This is a genomic window from Blastomonas aquatica, from assembly GCF_014639875.1.
Lineage (GTDB): Bacteria > Pseudomonadota > Alphaproteobacteria > Sphingomonadales > Sphingomonadaceae > Blastomonas > Blastomonas aquatica.
The window spans coordinates 262,569-280,606 of the sequence record NZ_BMGD01000004.1 but is presented as its reverse complement, the minus strand read 5'-3'; the positions used below and the strand labels follow the sequence as shown (position 1 = coordinate 280,606).

Below are 18,038 nucleotides of genomic sequence, written 5' to 3'. Positions count from 1 at the left end.
GAATGCGGATAACCCGCCCCAGCTTATACGCACACGCGAGAGCTTTCAGAAAGTCCAATCAATGCAACTGGTTATCGTCGAGTCGCCGGCCAAGGCCAAGACCATCGAAAAATACCTTGGCTCCGATTACCGGGTGCTGGCCTCGTACGGCCATATCCGCGATCTCGCGCCCAAGGATGGTTCGGTCGATCCCGACAATGATTTCGACATGGTCTGGGAAGCCTATGGCGACAAAACGCGGCAGCTCAAGGCGATCACCGACGAGGCCAAGAAGGCCGACCGACTGATCCTAGCGACTGACCCTGACCGCGAGGGCGAGGCGATCAGCTGGCATGTTCTGGAAGTGCTGACCAAGCGCAAGGTGCTGCCCAAGGAGGTCGAGCGCGTCACCTTCAACGCGATCACCAAAAAGGCGGTGACAGAAGCGATGGCCGCGCCGCGCCAGCTCGATACCGATCTGATCGACGCCTATCGCGCCCGGCGCGCGCTCGATTATCTGGTGGGCTTCACGCTTTCGCCGGTGCTGTGGCGCAAGCTGCCCGGCGCCAAGTCCGCAGGCCGGGTGCAGTCGGTGGCGCTGCGGCTGATCGTCGAGCGCGAGCGCGAGATCGAGGCGTTTACCGCGCAGGAATACTGGTCGGTCAGCGCGCAGATGGAGCAGGGCGGCCAGCCCTTCACCGCGCGCCTGGTCCGGCTCGAGGGCGAGAAGCTCGACAAGCTGTCCTTGGGCGATTCCGGCTCGGCCGAAGCCGCCAAGGCCAAGGTCGAGGCCGGGCACTTCGTCGTCGAGACGGTCGAGACCAAGCCCTTGAAGCGCAATCCGCCGCCGCCATTCACCACATCGACGCTGCAGCAGGAGGCCGCGCGCAAGCTCGGTTTCTCGGCCAGCCACACGATGCGGATCGCCCAGTCGCTCTACGAGGACGGCGCGATCACCTATATGCGGACCGACGGGGTGCAGATGGACCCCGGCGCGATCCAGGAAGCGCGCAAGGCGATTTCGGATCGCTATTCGGGCCATTACCTCCCCGAGACCCCGCGCCAGTACCAGACCAAGGCCAAGAACGCACAGGAAGCGCACGAGGCGATCCGCCCGACCGATTTCAGCCGCGAGAGGGCAGGATCGGCGGATCACGCGCGCTTGTATGACCTGATCTTCAAGCGGGCACTGGCCAGCCAGATGGCAACCGCGCTGCTCGAACGGACCGTGGTCGAACTGGTCGACGGCACCGGGCGCACCGCGCTTCGCGCCAACGGCCAGGTGGTCAAGTTCCCCGGCTTTCTCGCGCTTTACGAGGAAGGGCTTGATGATACCGACAGCGAGGATGGCAGCCTGCTGCCGATCATGTCGAAGGGTGACAGCCCGGCGAAGAAGTCGGTCGATGCGGTCCAGCATTTCACCCAGCCCCCGCCACGCTTTTCCGAAGCGTCTTTGGTCAAGCGGCTCGAGGAACTGGGCATCGGGCGGCCATCGACCTATGCCTCGATCATCCAGGTGCTCAAGGACCGCAGCTATGTGAAGGTCGAGAAGAACCGTTTCTTTGCAGAGGAATCGGGGCGTTTGCTCACAGGATTTCTCGAACGCTTCTTCGAACGCTATGTCGCGTATGATTTCACCGCGGGACTGGAAGAAGAGCTCGACGATGTCAGCGGCGGGCGTGCCGAATGGCGCGCGGTGCTCGAGGCGTTCTGGCGCGATTTCAAGCCCAAAACCGCCGAGGTCATGCTCCGTCAGCCATCGGAGATCACCGCCGAGCTCGATATCTTCCTCGAGCCCTATCTGTTTCCCAAGCTCGCCGATGGCGGTGATCCGCGGCTGTGTCCCAAGTGCAACGAAGGTCGTCTGGCGCTGCGTGGCGGCAAGTTCGGCGCGTTCGTCGCGTGCTCGAATTATCCCGAGTGCAAATACACCCGGCGTTTCGCGCAGGGCGGCGGCGAAGGCGATGGCGCGGATTCCGGACCCGAGGAACTGGGCAAGGATCCGGTCAGCGGCGAACCCGTCACCAAGCGCAGCGGTCGCTTCGGCCCTTATGTCCAGCTTGGCGAAGGCAAGGAAGCCAAGCGCTCGTCGATCCCCAAGGATGTTCCGGGTGAGGATTTCGGGCTCGAATGGGCGCTGAAACTGCTCTCGCTGCCACGCGAAATCGGCGCGCATCCCGAGACCGGCGAGGTCATCACCGCGAGCATCGGCCGCTATGGCCCGTATCTGTCGCACAACGGCAAATACGCCAAGCTGGGCGGCACGATGGAGGTGTTCGAAACCGGCATGAACGCCGCCGTGGTCAAGCTCGCCGAAGCGCTCGCCAACCCCGGCCGCTCCAACCGCGCGGCACCCGAACCGCTCAAGGTGCTGGGCAAGAACCCCGCCACCGACACCGACGTCAAGATCATGGACGGCCGCTATGGAGCATACGTCACCGATGGCAGCGTCAACGCGACCATCCCCAAGGATGTGAACAAGGACGAACTGACGCTCGATGTCGCGCTGCAACTGATCGCCGAACGCGCGGCCAAGGCGCCGGCGAAAAAGGGCAAGAAGCCCGCGCCTAAGAAGGCGGCGCCTAAGAAGGCGGCGCCTAAGAAGGCGGCGGTGAAGAAGGATGCTCCGGCGAAGGATGGCCCGGCCAAGGCTCCGGCAAAGAAGGCCGCAGCCAAGAACCCGGCGGCAAAAAAGACCGCTCCGAAAAAGCCAGCAAAGACAGAAGCCTGACACAACCCTCTCCACTCCCGCTCGCGGGAGGGGTGGCTGAGCCGCAGGCGAGGCCGGGGTGGGCCTGAACAGACATTTGTGCTCCTAGCCCACCCCGGTCCGGCAAGCCGGACCTGCCCCTCCCGCAAGCGGGAGTGGAGAGGGTTGGCTCGCGAGGGTCGAAAAACGTACAACCGTTCTCCGGCGAAAGCCGGAGTCCAGGAGTCGGGTCGCTCTGTAGTCGCTCTGGATTCCGGCTTTCGCCGGAAAAAGGCCAATGTCAGGAGGCGCTGACAGCTTCGTGCCAATTAAATATCGTGTACCCGAATCTGTTCAGCCCAGCAGCAGCTCAGAATCGATCGTCTTCGGGTCAAGAAACCGGGGGTGGTCGAGCAAAATTAGCAACATTCTTCTCAGCGTGCCCAGTGCGGATTCCTTGGCCACTTCGTCCTTAGCTGCAGCGTTCTGGGTCTTGGTCCTTCGGCCACCGTGAACAATGCGGGAGCGGGCTTCATATACCTGCTTAATTGTCTCGCTTATCTCGAGTCCACTACCCGGCCGGTCAAGATTGGCGAGGGCACCCGCCCGCAACCTCAGTTTGTAGCCTATAGATTGGTTGTCTCCATCGCTTAGAAGAATTTCAAGCGCGATAGTTGCGTCGAGTATCACATCCGCCATCTCGCTGCGGATCATTGCCCCATTAAAGCGCCGGAGCGCCAATATCAGCCGCTCATCTTTGACTTTGCGCATCTGGCTTACAATTTTCTGGACATCGCGCATCTGGCTGCGAGTGACAGTCGGCAGATCAGGTTGCATCCATCCAAAATCGTCAAATTCTTCAGGATAGCGGCGTGCACCTGCTGCTACTAGTTCTGGAGGCAAGTCACATTGGAAGTGCGTCCAACCTCGGTTTACACGCAGCTCCTGCGCATATCCGGTGGAGACCCCTGTCGCTAGGCGAAGCGCAGCAAACAGTAAATCAATTTCCTCGCGAAGCTCAGCATTGTGAACAGACAAGTTATTTGCCATCTGCAACCATGATGTATTCGGCCAATGCCAACCGGTTATGGCGAAAGCATGGGTTGCTGCAGATAGGACGCCTTCGTGCCCACTCGCGCCATAGGCTTTGCCGGACCATCGCGCACGCTGCAGCGCGTCACTCATTCGGAAAACAAAAGCGTTGTCAGCGATCCTCATGCGATCGAAGTCGAACTTCACCAAGGTGATCGGTATCAAGTTCGTGATGTCGAGCCTCTCCGAAAACAAGCCGCGGACGAAGGGTCTGAGCAGCGCTATCCGGCGCCTCTTATCAACCGGCACTTCACCGAAGCGCGCGAAATATCGATTTGTGGCGTGTTCAAGTTGCAGCTCGATTTTAATTCGGTTGAAATTGAACTGCTTTTCATCCGCAATTTCGGGATTGAGTTGATAAACTGGTGAACAGGTTTGATTCTGGGCAACGAAATCGACTAGTGCGTCCACTTCCGGGAATCGTCCAACTTCAAATTTGTCATTGGCAAAAGGGCGGCTTACATCAGTCACGCGATTAAGGAGATCGGCATATTGACGTGGCCCCGTCTCATCCCAGTAATTTCCGTCGCTGAGCGAAGGCATTCCGTTTTCACGCATGGACAAACTTGGTTCACGGTTTTTCGGCTTTGGCTTTTTTCCTGCTGCTAATTCCGTATGCACAGCCGCAATCACGGCATCAAGAGCAGCCTTGAAGTGTTCTACAAGTACCTGACTGGAATCTATTGAATTGTTGTCCGACATTGTCGAAGCCTCGCAATTACCTATAGAATTGTCGACTGACTTTAATCAACGCGAAAGAGAATTCACGCAAAGCTATGAATGGTTCGGGTTTAGCAAAACATGCAGAAATAATTTTCAGATTCAAAAATCTGTTCCAACCCTTACTTCACCCACCCCAGCCCGATCGTCTCATAAATCTCGCGGTCTTCGTCCCAGCCTTCCTGCACCTTGACGTGCAGGTACAGGTGGACGTCGACGCCGAGCACCTTCGATAGCTCGGTGCGCGCCTTTTCGCCGATTTCCTTGATCCGCGATCCGCCCTTGCCCAGCACGATCGCGCGCTGGGTGTCGCGTGCGACGAGTATTTGCTGGTGGATCTCGACCGAGCCGTCCTTGCGGGTGACGTATTTTTCGGGGACCACCGCGCTAGCGTAGGGCAGTTCGGCGTGCAACTGGTTGAACAATTGCTCGCGGGTGATTTCGGTCGCCAGGATGCGTTCGCTGGCGTCGGAGACCTGGTCTTCGGGATAGTGCCACACCCCATCGGGCATCGCATTCGCGAGCCACGCCTTGAGCTCGGGAACGCCATCGCCGGTCATCGCGCTGACGAAGAAGACCTCGTCGAAATTGCCCGCAGCGTGCAGCTTCTGCGCCTGGATCAGCAATTTGTCCTTGGCGGCGATATCGACCTTGTTGAGCACCAGGATCTTACGCTCTTTGCGGGTGGCGAGCTGCTCGACCAAAGTCGTCAGCCGCTCGTTGAGCTTGGCCTTGGCATCGACCACCAGGGCGATGACGTCGGCGCCGTCCGAGCCTTCCCACGCGGCGCTGACCATCGCGCGGTCGAAGCGGCGGTTGGGGTCGAAGATACCCGGCGTATCGACCAGCATCAGCTGGGTGTTGTCGGCGATTGCGATGCCCAGCAGCCGGACCCGCGTGGTCTGCGCCTTGGGGCTGGTGATCGCGACCTTCTGGCCGACCAGCTGATTGACCAACGTCGATTTGCCCGCGTTCGGTGCGCCGAGCACGGCGACAAGGCCGCATCTGGTCTTGCTGGAGGTCGCGTCGGGGGTGGGGGTGTTGGTATCGGTCATGTGGTGTGCTCCGCCAGAAACTGCCGTGCGGCAAGCGTTTCGGCTTCCTGTTTGCTGCTGCCGGTCGCTTCTGCCACGCCCAGTCCCTTGATTTCGACCCGCACGGTAAAGCGCAGGTCATGGTCCGGCCCGGACTTGCCGAGCATGGTGTAGGTCGGCGTCTTGCGGTTGCGCGCGGCGGCCCATTCCTGGAGTTCAGACTTGGGGTGCCGCGGCGCCTCGCTGATCGCGTCGATCTTGTCGGCCCAGTGCCGCTCGATGAAGCGTCGCGCCGCGTTTATCCCGCCATCGAGATAGAGCGCACCGATCAATGCTTCGACCACATCGCCCAGGATGTTGGTGCTGCCGGTGCCGCCATCGTCGCGCGCCTGCTTGCCCAGCCGGATCAGCGGGCCAAGGTTGCAGTTGCGGGCAATCTGCGCGCAGCTTTCCCGCGACACCAGCCGGTTGAGAAATGCCGACATCAGGCCCTCGGCCGCCTTGGGGAAGCGCGCATAGAGCAGATCGGCCATCACCATGCCCAGCACCCGGTCACCCAGGAATTCGAGCCGCTGGTAATCGGGGGTCTGGCCGGTGCTGCCGTGGGTCAGTGCCTGGACGAACAGCGCAGCGTCGCGCGGTTCATGGTCTATGATGGGGCCCAGCGCCGTGAAATCGACCGGTGCGGTCAAAACCCTTCCCCGATGCGGTCCCAGCGTGCAGCGGTGATCCACGTCCAGGGCAGGAACCAGCTCGCCGATCCATCGGTCGAGAATACCGAGACCAGAGCGCGGCCGACAAGGTGATCCTGCGGAACGATCCCGATGCCCTGGCCTTCCATCGCGGGGAATCGGCTGTCGAGGCTGTTGTCGCGATTGTCGCCCATCAGGAACATATGGCCTTCAGGCACGATGATCGCCTCGGTGGTGTCGCGGGGCGCATCGATCAGGTCGAGCACGAAATAGGATTTGCCATTGGGCAATGTCTCGCGGAAACGCGGGTAGCTGCACACTGCGGTGCCGTCGGTGGCCGGAACCTCGAAGCTGCGATCATAGCAGCGGGTGTTGGGCGATACGGGGATGACGAAATCGGCAACCCGCTGCTTCTTGACCGCCTCACCGTTGAGCCAGACGGTGCCGTCGCGCATCTCGATGGTGTCGCCGGGAAGCCCGATCACCCGCTTGATATAGTCGGCGCTCGCGGTCGGCGGCGCCTTGAACACCACGACGTCGCCGCGCTCGGGCTGGCTGGCCAGGATGCGTCCCGGGATCAGCGGCAGGTTGAATGGCAGGCTGTAGCGCGAATAGCCATAGGACCATTTGGACACGAGCAGATAGTCGCCGACGACCAGCCGGGGCTGCATCGATTCCGAAGGAATGTTGAACGGCGAAATGATGAAGCTGCGCAAGATGAAGAAGAAAATCGCCAGCTTGACCAGAAACTGCAGAAAATCCGCCGTTTCAGACTTGGGTTTCGGGGCGTTTACGGCGGTTTCGGTCATTTTCTCCCTTTGCGGATGACCCTATCCGCCGTCAAGCCCCTCTCGACGCAGCAAGGCTTGCGGCGAAGGCCCTCGCCAAGCTGGAAATGCCCCGCTAAACCCGCGACGAAGACCCTTTTCCAGGAAAGAGAGCCCCCATGCCCACCAGTGCCGATGCCATCTGGCAATCGATTGCAGAAACGCCGCGTCCGACGCTGACCCAGTTGTTCGCCAGCGATCCCGACCGGCTCGCCATGCTGTCGCACCGGATTGCGATTTGCGGCACCGACATGCTGTTCGATCTGTCGAAGACGCATCTGGACGCCGGCTTGGTCGAGCTGTTCGGTGAGCTTGCGCAAACCATGCATCTTGCCGGAATGCGCGACCAGTTCCTGTCCGGCGCGAAGATCAACACCAGCGAGGATCGCGCGTCCGAGCATCCCGCCGAACGCGGCATGGGCGCTGCCGATGCGGTCGAGCAGGCGGCGGCTCTGCACCACCGGATGGCGGCTTTGGTCGAAGCGGTCGACGAAGGCACGTTCGGCGAGATCAAGCATATCCTGCACATCGGCATCGGCGGGTCGGCCTTGGGTCCCAAGTTGGTGATCGATGCGCTGTGCCGCGATTCCGATCGCTATGACGTCGCCGTCGTCGCCAATGTCGATGGCGAGGCTTTGTCCGAGGCGGTTGCCAAGTTCGATCCGGCCAAGACACTGGTCGCGATCGCCTCGAAGACCTTTACCACCACCGAGACGCTGATGAACGCCAACAGCGCGATCGAATGGTTGCGCGAAGGCGGGGTGGACGATCCGTTCGGTCAACTGGTCGCGCTGACCGCAGCGCCCGACAAGGCCGCCGAATGGGGAATCGACGAGACCCGCATCCTGCCATTTGCCGAGAGCGTCGGCGGACGCTATTCGGTCTGGTCGAGCATCGGCTTTCCGGTTGCTATGGCGCTGGGCAACGAGGGGTTTGCCGCCTTCCGCGCAGGGGCGCTTGCGATGGACGAGCATTTTGCCACTGCCCCGTGGGAGCGCAACATGCCGGTGCTCGCGGCATTTGCCGACCTGTATTACGCGCAGGCGCGCGGCTGCCAGACCCGCGCGGTGTTCGCCTATGACGAGCGGCTGCGGCTGCTGCCAAGCTATCTCCAGCAGCTCGAGATGGAGAGCAACGGCAAGCAGGTGATGCGCGACGGCACCGCGCTGAACCGTCCCAGCGCGCCGATCACCTGGGGCGGGGTCGGCACCGACGCGCAGCACGCGGTGTTCCAGCTGTTGCACCAAGGCACCCATCTGGTGCCGGTCGAGTTCATCGCGGCGCGGCTTGCGGCGCACGAGTTTGACGAGGCGCACCACCAGGCGCTGCTGACCAACTGCTTTGCGCAGGGCGCAGCCTTGATGCAGGGCAAGGCCAGCGAGGACCCGCAGCGCACCTATCCTGGTGATCGCCCGTCGGCGACGATCCTGCTCGACAGTGTCGATCCCGCCAGTCTGGGCGCGCTGCTGGCGTTCTACGAACACCGCACCTTTGCCAACGCGATGCTGCTGGGGATCAATCCTTTTGACCAGTTCGGAGTTGAACTCGGCAAGGAAATCGCCAAATCCATGGACGACCGCCAATCCGGCGAATTCGACCCGTCTACCAGCGCCCTGATCGAGGCCGCAGGACTTTAAGGTCGATGTTTTTGCGTTTCCCAGGAGTTTGAGTACATGAGTGACTATGATTTCGACCTGTTCGTCATTGGCGCAGGATCGGGCGGGGTACGCGCCTCGCGCATCGCGTCATCCTATGGCGCCAAGGTCGCGGTGGCCGAGGAATACCGGGTCGGCGGCACCTGCGTCATCCGGGGATGCGTTCCCAAGAAGTTGCTGGTCTATGGATCACACTTCGCAGAGGATCTGGAAGACGCGCAGAATTATGGCTGGACCATCGAAGGCGCGACGTTCGACTGGAATGTCCTGCGCGACCGCGTGCTGGGCGATGTCGATCGGCTGAATGCGGCTTACACGACCACGCTCAACAATCACAACGTCACGATCATCGAGGAACGCGCGACGATCCTCGCGCCACACCGGGTCAAGCTCGCCAGCGGCAAGGAGATCGGCGCGAAGTACATCCTGATCGCGGTCGGCGCGCGCCCGTTCGTTCCCGAGTTTCCGGGGTCGGAATACTGCCTGACCTCGAACGAGATGTTCCATCTGGCAGAGCTGCCCAAGCGCGCGGTGATCGCGGGCGGCGGCTATATCGCCAACGAATTCGCCGGTATCCTCAACGGTCTTGGCACCAAGGTGACCATCGTCAACCGCGGTGACAACATCCTGCGCGGCTATGATGAATCGCTTCGTGACCGGCTGCTGCAGATTTCTATGACCAAGGGGATCGAGTTCAAGTTCAAGGCGCCGTTCGAGAAGATCGAAAAGCGCGAGGACGGCACGTTCGACGTGTATCTGAAGGGCCAGGACCCGATCCACACCGATATCGTGATGTTTGCGACCGGCCGCGTCCCCAATGTCGAGGGGCTGGGTCTGGAGCACGCGGGCATCGAAACCGACGATCAGGGTGCTATTCCGGTCGACGAATACAGCAAGACGTCGTGCGACAGCATCTATGCGGTGGGTGATGTCACCAACCGGGTGCAGCTGACCCCAGTGGCGATCCGCGAGGGGCAAGCGTTTGCCGACACCGTGTTCGGCGACAAGCCCAGCACGGTCGATTACAACTGCATCCCCACGGCCGTGTTCTCACAGCCGCCGATCGCTTCAGTGGGTCTCACCGAGGGCGAGGCGCGCAACCGCTATGGCAATATCCGCGTGTACTCGTCGGACTTCCGCCCGATGCGCAACGTGTTCGCGCACCGCGCCGAGCGCGGGCTGTACAAGATGATCACCGAAGAACCTTCGGGCAAGATCCTGGGTCTGCACATGATCGGGCCGGATTCGCCCGAGATCCTGCAGGCCGCCGCGATCGCGGTGAAGGCAGGGCTGACCAAGCAGGCGTTCGATGACACCGTCGCGCTGCACCCCAGCATGGCCGAAGAGCTTGTGCTGATGAAGTAAGCGCTTATCGACTACCCGATCCGGTACGGCACCATGCCGCGCCGGTCGGGGTCGATCAGCAACGGGCGATCGGTGGGCGGGAACGCGCGCTGGTCGCAGTTATCGCGCGGGCAGGTGCGGCAGCCGATCCCGATCGGAGTGACCGCACCCACCGCCGTCGTATCGAGCCCGTCGGCATAGATGAAATGCCGCGCGTGCTCGACCTCGCACCCCAAGGCCACGGCATAGCGGCGTGGCTTGCGGCCATAGCTTCCCGATGGCTTGACCAGCCCCTTGGCCATCGAGACATAACGCACCCCGTCGGGGGTCTCGGCGAGCTGCACCAGAATGCGATCGGGGATCGCCGCGGCCTCGTGCACCACCCAGAGCGGACACGCCCCGCCGAAGCGCGCGAACTGCAGCCGGGTGGCGCTGTGCCGCTTGGTGATGTTGCCCGCCATATCGACGCGGCAGAAGAACACCGGCAGGCCCCGGGCGCCGGGGCGCTGCAGCGTCGACAGCCGGTGGCAGGCTTGCTCGAAGCTCACCCCGAACCGCTGGCTCAGCTGCTCGATGTCGTGACGGCAGTCCATCGCGGCGTTGCGGAACGCGGTATAGGGCATGACGAGTGCACCGGCGGCATAGTTCGCAAGCCCCACCGCGACCAGCCGTCGCGCCTGTTCACTGCGCAGGTCCGCACTGGCGGCGAGCGCGGCGATGGAATCGCGCATTTCCTCGGCAACCAGCCGGTGGGCAAGCTGAAAATATCGCGATGCAGGCGCCATGCTGCGGTCGAGTGACAATGTGCGGCTTTCCCGGTCGAAGCGGCTGAGCGCGGAATCGACCGCCGTTCCCTGCCAACCGGCCACCATGATGGCATGGCGGGTTTCCAGGCGGGCAATCAGGCCCTCGGCGGTCAGCGCCAGCCCAAGTTCGCCCGCAATCCGCTCGGCCTCGCGGTCGAGCAGATCGATATAGTTGCCCGCCTCGTGAAACCAGTCGCGCACCTCTTCCCACGGCAGCCGCGCGGTGTGCTGGCCGGTGCCCGCAAGGCTGTCATCGAGCATCGCAGCGCGCTCCTGCGCCTGACGGTACCCGTGATACAGCGTCGAGAGCATCGCAGCAAAATCGGGCTGCACCTCCTGCCAGCGCGCGAGCCGGGCAGGGTCGATGTCCGCTCCTGCGAACAGCGGATCATCGAGCACTGCCTGCAACTGGACAGCGGGAGCAGCGCCCGCGCCATCGTCGCTCTCGAACGCGAACCGCCGCGACAGTGCGGTGAGCACGGCGGTGGTCACTGGCCGCTCGTCATTCTCGATCTGGCTGAGATAGCTCGCCGAAATCCCCAGCGCCTCGGCCATCGCCGCCTGATTGAGCCCGCTACGGCGGCGGGCGGCACGGACGCGCGATCCGGCATAGAGGCGCTTGCGGGTCGACATATGGCAGAGCTAGTTTGCAAACATGCGCTTTGCAAGTTTGCAATTTAACATTTGCGCGAGGCTTCAAAGGCTGAAAAGGATGCGTACCGAATTTCAGACAAGAGGACGCGATGCAGGCCATATTGGAAGAACTCGCCGAGCGCCGTGACAAGGCGCATCTGGGTGGCGGTACCAAGCGGATCGCGGCACAGCACGCCAAGGGCAAGCTGACTGCCCGCGAGCGCATCGACGTGCTGCTCGATCCCGGCAGCTTCGAAGAGCTCGACATGTACGTCGAGCACAACTGCACCGACTTTGGCATGCAGGACCAGATCATTCCCGGCGATGGCGTCGTCACCGGGTCGGGCACGGTCAATGGCCGGCTCGTCTTTGTGTTCAGCCAGGATTTCACCGTGTTCGGCGGTTCGCTCTCGGAGCGGCACGCGCAGAAGATCTGCAAGATCATGGACATGGCGCTGAAGGTCGGTGCGCCGGTGATCGGCCTCAATGACTCGGGCGGCGCGCGCATCCAGGAAGGCGTGGCGTCGCTCGGCGGCTATGCCGAGGTGTTCCAGCGCAACGTGCTCGCCAGCGGCGTCGTGCCGCAGCTTAGCCTGATCATGGGGCCTTGTGCTGGCGGCGCAGTCTACTCGCCCGCGATGACCGACTTCATCTTCATGGTGAAGGATTCGAGCTACATGTTCGTCACCGGGCCCGATGTGGTCAAGACCGTGACCAATGAGGTGGTGACGCAGGAAGAGCTCGGCGGCGCGGTGACGCACACCGCCAAGTCGGGCGTCGCCGATGTCGCGTTCGACAACGACATCGAGGCGCTGCTCGCCGCGCGCGACCTGATCGATTATCTGCCGCTGTCGAACCGCGAGGACCTGCCCGAGCGCCCGACCGCCGACCCGTTCGACCGGATCGAGAACAGTCTCGATACGCTGATCCCGGCCAACCCGAACATGCCCTATGACATGCACGAGCTGATCAGGAAGACGCTCGACGAGGGTGAGTTCTTCGAGATCCAGCCGACCCATGCAGGCAACATCATCACCGGCTTCGGCCGTATCGAGGGCCGCACCGTGGGCGTGGTTGCCAATCAGCCGATGGTGCTGGCAGGCTGCCTCGACATCAACTCGTCCAAGAAAGCCGCGCGCTTCGTGCGCTTCTGCGATTGCTTCGAGATCCCGATCATCACCTTCGTCGACGTCCCCGGCTTCCTGCCCGGCGTGGCGCAGGAACACAGCGGCATCATCAAGCACGGCGCGAAATTGCTCTATGCCTATGCCGAGGCAACCGTCCCCAAGATCACCATCATCACCCGCAAGGCCTATGGCGGCGCGTATGACGTGATGGCCTCAAAGCATCTGCGCGGCGACCTCAATTACGCCTGGCCCACTGCCGAAATCGCGGTAATGGGCGCGAAGGGCGCGGTCGAGATCATCTTCCGCGGCAAGACGGCGGACGAGATCGCCGAGCGCACCAAGGAATATGAAGCGCGCTTCGCCAACCCGTTCGTGGCGGCGAGCAAGGGCTTTATCGACGAGGTGATCATGCCGCATTCGACCCGGCGTCGGATCGCGCTGGGGCTCAGGAAGCTGCGGAACAAGCAGTTGCAGAATCCGTGGAAGAAGCACGATAATATTCCGCTGTGAGTGACATGCTGTCTCTTGATGAAGAAGCAAGCCGGGCCACGCAAATGTTGTCTGGTCGAGCTCTGAGTCATGTTCGACGTTTCAAGGCGACTGAGGTTCTGCTCGAATTTGAAGATGGAACGCGTTTGTATATCGACTCAGCCTCCACGCTGGAGTTGTCGATTACGACTAATGCTAAGCCTGATGGCAGTTGCCCATCGGATGATTGAAAGAAGATAATGAAACTAGGCCGTCTCAACCATATCGGCGTTGCCACGCCTTCGATCGCGGACAGCATCGTCTTCTACCGCGATGTCATGGGTGCGACCGAGATTCATGAGCCGTTCGATTTGCCGGAACAGGGGGTGAAGGTGTGTTTTGTCGATACGCCTGGCGCCGATGGCGCGCTCAATGGCACGCAGATCGAGCTGATCGAGCCGCTGCCGGGCAATGCCTCGATCGCGGCATTCCTCGAGAAGAACCCGAACGGTGGGCAGCATCATATGTGCTATGAGGTGCCCGATATTCACGCGGCGAAAGCGGAGTTAGAGAGCATGGGCAAGCGCGTGTTGGGTGAGCCGAGGATCGGCGCGCATGGCACGTTGATCTTCTTCGTGCACCCCAAGGACATGGGCGGGGTGCTGACCGAGATCATGGAGACGCCGAAGCCGGGCGAGGGGCACTGATACATGCTCCTCCCCCCTTGCGGGGGAGGATAGGGGAGGTTGCCGACGCAAGTCGGCTACCGGACCTTGGAGAGGGGGGCGGTGCGCGCCGTGCGGTCGTTTCACCCTCTCCCAGCTTCGACTAGGCGCTTGCAGCGCCAAGTCTTCGCAACCCCCTCCCGTCAAGGGAGAGGGAAGAATAACAGGAGAGAGTTGCGACCATGACCTACGAAACCATAAAGCTCGATATCGCCGACCAGATTGCCACGATCACGCTGAACGTACCCGAGCGGCTCAATGCCTGTTCGCTGCCGATGGCGGGCGAGATCAACGATGCGCTCGATCATCTGGGCGATGCACGCGCGCTGGTGATCACCGGTGAGGGCAAGGGTTTCTGCTCCGGCGCGGACCTGACCGGCGGGCGTGACAGCTCGATCTCGGGCGGGCAGGGCAGCTACAAGGCGCTGACCCAGCACTACAACCCGATGCTGCTCAAGCTGCACCGGCTGCACATCCCGACGATCAGCGCGGTCAACGGACCTGCCGCAGGCGTCGGCTGCTCGATCGGCCTTGCGCCCGATTTCGTCGTCGCCAGCGAGAAAGCCTATTTCCTGCAGGCGTTCGTCAACATCGGCCTGGTGCCCGATGGCGGCGCGAGCTGGATGCTGACCCGGCTGATCGGAAAGGCGCGCGCGACCGAGATGATGATGCTGGGCGAAAAGATTCCCGCCGCCAAGGCGCACGACTGGGGCATGGTCTACAAGGTCGTCGAGCACGACAGCCTGATGGATGAGGCAATGGCGGTTGCCAAACGCCTTGCGTCGATGCCCACCGTGGCACTCGGCATCATGCGCAAGAACCTGGTCGAAGCGCTCGAATGCGATTTCGCCACTGCGCTGACTCGCGAAGCCGAGGGTCAGAAGATCGCAGGCGACACCAACGATGCGCGCGAAGGCGCAATCTCCTTCCTGCAAAAGCGCAAGCCGAACTTCACCGGCAGCTGATCAGACACACGGGACCGATAGAATGACCGATACACCCAAAATCGCCGACTGGCAGGCTCTGGCCGAAAAGGAGGTCAAGGGACGCGATCTTACCTGGCAGACGCCCGAGGGGATCGCGGTCAAGCCGCTGTATACCGCGGACGATGTGTCGGTCAATCCCGGCCTGCCCGGCTTTGCGCCGTTCACCCGCGGGGTGCGCGCGAGCATGTATGCGGGCCGCCCCTGGACGATCCGGCAATACGCCGGTTTCTCCACCGCCGAGGAATCCAACGCCTTCTATCGCCGTAACCTTGCCGCTGGGCAAAAAGGGCTTTCGGTCGCGTTCGATCTGGCCACCCATCGTGGCTATGACAGCGACCACCCGCGTGTCACCGGTGATGTCGGCAAGGCGGGCGTCGCCATCGACAGCGTCGAGGACATGAAGATCCTGTTCGACGGCATTCCGCTCGACAAGATGTCGGTCAGCATGACGATGAACGGCGCGGTGATCCCGATCCTCGCGTTCTTCATCGTCGCTGGCGAAGAGCAGGGCGTTGATCGCAAGCTGCTCGACGGGACCATCCAGAACGACATCCTCAAGGAGTTCATGGTCCGCAACACGTACATCTATCCGCCCGAGCCTTCGATGCGGATCATCTCGGACATTTTCGGCTACACGTCGCGCGAGATGCCCAAGTTCAACAGCATCTCGATCTCCGGCTATCACATGCAGGAGGCAGGGGCCACGCAGGTACAGGAGCTCGCCTTCACCATCGCCGACGGCATGGAATATGTGAAATACGGCGTCGCCTCGGGGCTCGACATCGACAAGTTTGCTGGCCGCCTGAGCTTCTTCTTCGCCATCGGCATGAACTTCTTCATGGAAATCGCCAAGCTGCGCGCCGCGCGCGTGCTGTGGCACCGGGTGATGACCAATCTGGGCGCGCAGGACGAACGTTCCAAGATGCTGCGCACCCACTGCCAGACCTCGGGCGTGTCGCTGACCGAGCAGGACCCCTATAACAACGTCATCCGCACCACCATCGAGGCGATGGCCGCGATGCTGGGCGGTACGCAGTCGCTGCACACCAATGCGCTCGATGAAGCCATCGCGCTGCCCACCGATTTCTCCGCCCGCATCGCCCGCAACACGCAGTTGGTGATCCAGGAAGAGACCGGGATGACCAACGTGGTCGATCCTTTGGGCGGCAGCTATTACATCGAGAGCCTGACGCAGGAGCTGGTCGACAAGGCGTGGGAGATCATCGAGCGGGTCGAGAGCGAAGGCGGCATGGCCAAGGCCGTCGCTGCGGGCTGGCCCAAGGCGATGATCGAGGAAGCCGCCGCCGGACGCCAGGCGCGGGTCGATCGCGCCGAGGATGTCGTGGTCGGGGTGAACAAGTATCGCCTGCCGAGCGAGGACCATCTCGAAACGCTGAACGTCGACAACGCCAAGGTCCGCGAAGGCCAGGTTGCCCGGATCGCTTCGGTCAAGGCCTCGCGCGATGCGGTGGCGTGCCAGGCGGCGCTCGATGCGTTGCGTGAGGGTGCCAAGGGCGATGGCAATCTGCTGGCGCTCGCGGTCGATGCCGCGCGGGCTCGTGCGACTTTGGGCGAAATCAGCCAGGCGATGGAGGACGTGTTCGGTCGCTATGCGACCGTGCCGACGCCGGTGAAGGGCGTGTACAGCGCGCCCTATGTCGATGATGGCCGCTGGGCGCAGGTGGTCGAGGGCGTGAAAGCCGTCGAGCGCCGTCTGGGACGTAAACCGAAATTGCTCGTCGCCAAGATGGGCCAGGACGGGCATGATCGCGGGGCAAACGTTATCGCATCGGCCTTTGGTGATCTGGGCTTCGAGATCGTCTCAGGCCCGCTGTTCCAGACGCCGCAGGAAACGGTAGTGCTGGCGCTAGAGAGCAACGTCGATGTCGTCGGTGCATCATCGCTCGCTGCCGGACACAAAACCCTGATCCCCTCGCTGATTGCGGGCCTCAAGGACGCCGGTCGCAACGATATCAAGGTCATCGTTGGCGGCGTCATCCCGCCGCAGGATTACGACTTCCTCCGCGATGCCGGGGTGCAAGGCATCTACGGCCCCGGATCGAACGTCGTCGAATGCGCCGCCGATGTGCTGCGATTGCTTGGGCACAATATGCCGCCGTTGCAGGAAGCTGCCGAGTGACAGCCCCAACCACCCCCACCCGTTTGTCCCGCGCGAAGTCGAGGGACCTGCCGCATACGTGTCTCGACTTTGCTCGACACAAACGGAGATTTTGAGTGACCGCCGAAATGAAAACCGACTGGACCCGCGAAGAAATCACCGCGCTGTTCGACCTGCCGTTCAACGACCTGATGTTCGAGGCGCAGAGCATTCACCGCACCAACTTCCCGCGCAACGAAGTCCAGCTCTCGACTTTGCTGTCGATCAAGACCGGCGGCTGCCCCGAGGATTGCGGCTATTGCAGCCAGTCCAAGGATGCCGACAGCGGCGTCAAGGCGACCAAGCTGATGGACGTGCAAGCGGTGTTGCAGGCCGCTGCCCAGGCCAAGGACCATGGCTCGGGCCGGTTCTGCATGGGCGCGGCCTGGCGCAACCCCAAGGACAAGGACATCCCCAAGCTCGCCGCGATGGTCAAGGGCGTGCGCGAGATGGGCATGGAAACCTGCATGACTTTGGGGATGCTGACCGCGGCCCAGGCGAAGCAGCTCGCCGATGCGGGGCTGGATTACTACAACCACAATATCGACACCGCGCCGGAGAACTACGCGAACGTCATCACCACCCGCACCTTCGAGGACCGGATGGAGACGCTGGACAACGTCCGGTCGGCGGGCATCAACGTGTGCTGCGGCGGCATCGTCGGAATGGGCGAGACGCGGTCGGACCGCATCGGCTTCATCCACGCGCTCGCCACCATGCCGCACCCCGAAAGCGTGCCGATCAACGCGCTTGTCCCGGTCAAGGGCACCGTGCTGGGCGACATGCTTGCCGATACGCCGCTCGCAAAGATCGACGAGATCGAGTTCGTCCGCACGGTCGCCGTCGCGCGCATCACGATGCCGCGCTCGATGGTGCGCTTGAGTGCTGGCCGCGAGAGTATGTCCGAAAGCTGCCAGGCCTTGTGCTTCATGGCGGGCGCAAACAGCATCTTCACCGGTGACAAGCTGCTCACCGCGCCCAACGCCGGCGACGACAAGGACGGCGCGCTGCTCTCCAAGCTGGGCATGAAAGCGATGGCCGCGCAACCGCATGGGCATCTGGAGGCGGCGGAGTGAAATCCGCTTCTCTCCTCCGTCATGCTG

14 protein-coding genes are annotated in these 18,038 nt (G+C 62.3%); 9 read left to right on the top strand and 5 right to left on the bottom strand.

Annotated elements, in window-relative coordinates:
* The first annotated feature begins 61 nt into the window (after positions 1 to 61).
* Complete coding sequence (topA, locus tag IEW00_RS13135) at positions 62 to 2,710, top strand: type I DNA topoisomerase (RefSeq protein ID WP_188514855.1); 2,649 nt, start codon at positions 62 to 64, stop codon at positions 2,708 to 2,710.
* Positions 2,711 to 3,022: 312 nt separating this feature from the next.
* Here topA and IEW00_RS13130 read toward each other — a convergent pair whose 3' ends face one another.
* The 4 genes from IEW00_RS13130 to lepB form a co-directional block, all read right to left on the bottom strand.
* Positions 3,023 to 4,462: a HEPN domain-containing protein gene (locus tag IEW00_RS13130; protein ID WP_188514854.1), complete on the bottom strand. Its 1,440-nt coding sequence runs from the start codon at positions 4,460 to 4,462 to the stop codon at positions 3,023 to 3,025.
* Positions 4,463 to 4,602: 140 nt separating this feature from the next.
* Complete coding sequence (gene era / locus IEW00_RS13125; protein WP_188514853.1) at positions 4,603 to 5,535, bottom strand: GTPase Era; 933 nt, start codon at positions 5,533 to 5,535, stop codon at positions 4,603 to 4,605.
* Positions 5,532 to 6,206: a ribonuclease III gene (rnc, locus tag IEW00_RS13120; protein WP_188514852.1), complete on the bottom strand. Its 675-nt coding sequence runs from the start codon at positions 6,204 to 6,206 to the stop codon at positions 5,532 to 5,534. Before rnc ends, era begins: the two co-directional genes overlap by 4 nt.
* The gene (gene lepB / locus IEW00_RS13115) at positions 6,203 to 7,015 is read right to left on the bottom strand and encodes a signal peptidase I (protein ID WP_188514851.1); all 813 of its coding nucleotides are present in this window, start codon (positions 7,013 to 7,015) and stop codon (positions 6,203 to 6,205) included. Before lepB ends, rnc begins: the two co-directional genes overlap by 4 nt.
* Positions 7,016 to 7,152: 137 nt before the next feature.
* Between lepB and pgi the strand changes: the two genes are divergently transcribed.
* Both pgi and gor read left to right on the top strand, forming a co-directional pair.
* A complete protein-coding gene (pgi, locus tag IEW00_RS13110; RefSeq protein ID WP_188514850.1) occupies positions 7,153 to 8,670 on the top strand; it encodes a glucose-6-phosphate isomerase in 1,518 nt (505 codons plus the stop codon).
* Positions 8,671 to 8,706: 36 nt separating this feature from the next.
* Positions 8,707 to 10,053, top strand: a complete 1,347-nt coding sequence (gene gor / locus IEW00_RS13105; RefSeq protein WP_188514849.1) for a glutathione-disulfide reductase — start codon at positions 8,707 to 8,709, stop codon at positions 10,051 to 10,053.
* Positions 10,054 to 10,064: 11 nt separating this feature from the next.
* On the opposite strand, the gene IEW00_RS13100 is transcribed toward gor, so the two are convergent.
* Complete coding sequence (locus tag IEW00_RS13100) at positions 10,065 to 11,471, bottom strand: helix-turn-helix domain-containing protein (RefSeq protein WP_188514848.1); 1,407 nt, start codon at positions 11,469 to 11,471, stop codon at positions 10,065 to 10,067.
* Positions 11,472 to 11,581: 110 nt separating this feature from the next.
* Here IEW00_RS13100 and IEW00_RS13095 point away from each other — a divergent pair, with 110 nt between their 5' ends.
* The 6 genes from IEW00_RS13095 to bioB all read left to right on the top strand — a co-directional run bounded on the left by IEW00_RS13095 (position 11,582) and on the right by bioB (position 18,011).
* Entirely contained in the window at positions 11,582 to 13,108 is a 1,527-nt protein-coding gene (locus IEW00_RS13095; protein WP_188514847.1) for an acyl-CoA carboxylase subunit beta, read from the top strand.
* A gap of 5 nt (positions 13,109 to 13,113) precedes the next feature.
* Positions 13,114 to 13,317 carry a hypothetical protein gene (locus IEW00_RS13090; protein ID WP_188514846.1) on the top strand — a complete coding sequence of 68 codons (204 nt, stop codon included), beginning with the start codon at positions 13,114 to 13,116 and terminating at the stop codon, positions 13,315 to 13,317.
* Between the two features lie 9 nt (positions 13,318 to 13,326).
* Positions 13,327 to 13,773 carry a methylmalonyl-CoA epimerase gene (mce, locus tag IEW00_RS13085; RefSeq protein ID WP_188514845.1) on the top strand — a complete coding sequence of 149 codons (447 nt, stop codon included), beginning with the start codon at positions 13,327 to 13,329 and terminating at the stop codon, positions 13,771 to 13,773.
* A 200-nt stretch (positions 13,774 to 13,973) separates the two neighbouring features.
* Complete coding sequence (locus tag IEW00_RS13080; RefSeq protein ID WP_188514844.1) at positions 13,974 to 14,756, top strand: enoyl-CoA hydratase-related protein; 783 nt, start codon at positions 13,974 to 13,976, stop codon at positions 14,754 to 14,756.
* A 22-nt stretch (positions 14,757 to 14,778) separates the two neighbouring features.
* Positions 14,779 to 16,917, top strand: coding sequence for a methylmalonyl-CoA mutase (gene scpA, locus IEW00_RS13075; RefSeq protein WP_188514843.1), 2,139 nt, complete (start codon positions 14,779 to 14,781; stop codon positions 16,915 to 16,917).
* Positions 16,918 to 17,024: 107 nt separating this feature from the next.
* Positions 17,025 to 18,011 (top strand): biotin synthase BioB, encoded by a 987-nt coding sequence (gene bioB / locus IEW00_RS13070; RefSeq protein WP_188514945.1) that lies wholly within the window; start codon positions 17,025 to 17,027, stop codon positions 18,009 to 18,011.
* Positions 18,012 to 18,038: the final 27 nt, after the last annotated feature.